Source organism: Kitasatospora sp. NPDC093558, assembly GCF_040683475.1.
GTDB lineage: Bacteria > Actinomycetota > Actinomycetes > Streptomycetales > Streptomycetaceae > Kitasatospora.
This window is the reverse complement of sequence record NZ_JBFBDY010000888.1, coordinates 1-2,206: the sequence shown is the minus strand read 5'-3', so window position 1 is coordinate 2,206 and position 2,206 is coordinate 1. Positions and strand designations below refer to the sequence as shown.

2 protein-coding genes are annotated in these 2,206 nt (G+C 73.5%); one reads left to right on the top strand and one right to left on the bottom strand.

Annotated elements, in window-relative coordinates; translation table 11 throughout:
- Nucleotides 1-289: 289 nt before the first annotated feature.
- Entirely contained in the window at nt 290-1,369 is a 1,080-nt protein-coding gene (locus tag AB0O00_RS36565; RefSeq protein WP_363659015.1) for a YncE family protein, read from the bottom strand.
- Between the two features lie 280 nt (nt 1,370-1,649).
- On the opposite strand from AB0O00_RS36565, the gene AB0O00_RS36560 reads away from it, so the two are divergent.
- Entirely contained in the window at nt 1,650-2,180 is a 531-nt protein-coding gene (locus AB0O00_RS36560) for a hypothetical protein (protein WP_363659014.1), read from the top strand.
- Nucleotides 2,181-2,206: the final 26 nt, after the last annotated feature.

The following is a 2,206-nucleotide window of genomic DNA, read 5'->3' as shown; positions in this document are numbered from 1 at the left end:
GGCGCGTTCACCGACGGCCTGAAGGCGTGGATGCGCGGCAACCTGGAGTGGGGGTGCAACTCCCGGCGCTACCTGGAGGTCGACACCCTGCGCCTGGCAGGCGGCCCGGCTCAGCCCGACGCCACGTAGCCCCCGACTCCGAGCAGCTCTGCCTGACTCCGAGCGGATCTACCCGACCCCAAGAAGCCATTTGGTCAGGGCAAAAATTTACCTGCCGCTCACCGACGCGGGGAAGCCCGACAAGAAGCTCCTGCGCCGGCAAGCGGCCGTCCGGTGAGGTGGCGGGTGGTCAGAAACCGATGATCTGCAGGCTGGCGTTGGCGGTGACATAGAAGGTGTGGCCGTCGGGGCCCACCGCCATGCTCGTCACGTAGGTGAGGCCGGTGACGCCCTCGCCGGGCACGGGGGTGTTGGTGGCGGTGTCGAGCGCGAGGACCGAGGAGTCCTGCACGAGCATGTACAGCCGGGTGCCGTCCGCGCTCGTCGACAGGCACGACAGCCGCTGTCCCGGGGCGATGTCCATGGTCGCGGTGACGGTGTCGGTGGCGAGGTCGACGGCGTAGCCCTTGCCGCCGCCCACGCCGTAGAGGCGGGTGTCGTCGGGGGACAGCGCCAGGCCGACGAAGGGGCCGACGGGGACGGGGACGGTGCCGGCCACGACCGGGGTCTGCTCGCTCGTGTCCAGGTGGGTCAGGCCCTCGTCGGTGCCGGCGTACGCGTCGTCGCCGTCCGGCCGCACGACGACCGACCCCGCGTAGTGGCCGGGCACCTGGACGGCGGCGGTGTACGCCTGCCGCCGCGCGGAGAACTCCAGGACGCGCGTGCCCTCCTGGGGCGGGCGGTGGAAGGCCGCGGGCCCGTTCTGCGTGACGAAGACCCGCGTCCCGTCCGGGCTGACCGTCAGCGCGGCGAGGCCGCCGGGGTTGGTGCCGTCGGGGCGCGGCTGGTCGGGGGCCTCCGTGGTGGAGACGAGCGTGTTGGTGGCTGTGTCGACGGTGCCCAGCAGGGACAGCGGTATCTTGCGGCTCGGCCCGAACAGCACGTACACGCGCGAACCGTCCGGACTGACCGCCACCGGCCCGGCGTCGGCGCCGAACCCGGTGGTCAGCGTCACCGTGGCGGTGATCGCCCCGCTCTGGGTGTCGACCACCTTCAGCTTGGCGCCGTGCGTGCTGTCCTTGACCGAGACGTACGCCTTGCGCCCGTCCGGACTGACCGCCACCGAGGCCGGCGAGGTGTCCAGGGCGACGGTCCGCGGCACACCCCGCACCGGATCGCCCGACCCGTCGTCCGCCCCGGCGGACCCGGCCCCGGCCACCACCAGTGCACCTGCCGCCACCAGGGCGCCCAGCCAACGAACCTTCGTCACCTGCGACTTCACGAAATCCTCCCCAAGTCCACACTGCGGAGGGCAAACGCTACGGGACGCACCCGCCCCGCCGGGCCGCGCTTCTCGGCCATCCTCCGCGCCCGCGCCCGCCGCCCCCCGGGCCGCCACGTTGAGCGCGGGCGAAGGCGCTGGTAGCGTCCGCATGCGCGCGGCCGTTCGGCCCCGAAGCGCCCGTACGAACAACCCGCTTTCCCGCAGGAGGAATTGACCCATGGCCGTGGCCTGCCCCCAGTGTGCTGCACCGGACGAGTGCGTCCCCGTGCCGCAAGCCCTGGCGGACGTCCGCCTCGACGGGGGCGTGCGCGCGGTGCTGGCCCCGCCGCCCGAGCCGCAGCCGGTCCGCATCCGCATGCACACCGCCTCGACCGTGCTCTACTCCATCGCCGGGTTCCTGTTCCTGTGCAGCCTCCTCTCCCTGCTGAAGTCCACCGACAACCTGGACAATTACCCGCCCGCCTACCAGGTGGGCCGCCGCGTCGGCGTGTTCCTCCTGCCCGCGATCCTGGCGGCCGTCGGCTACGTCGTGCACGTCACGACCCGCGAGCGGCGCACCTGGGAGGCCGGACAGGACCTGCCGGAGCGCCAGGCGCTCTGGCAGCGCCACATGCGGGTGTGGCAGGCCGGCCTGCTGTGCCGGCGCTGCTGGGTGGCCTTCTTCCCGGCCGGATCGACGCGCCCGGACGCCCCCGCCTCGCCGCCGATCCCCCTCGCCCAATTCCCGTCCTGGGTCATGGCCGGCGCCGGGCCCGCCACCGGGCCCGCCACCGTCCCCGGGCGGGCGCAGGGCTGAGGCAGCGTCCGGTCTCGGCACAGCGG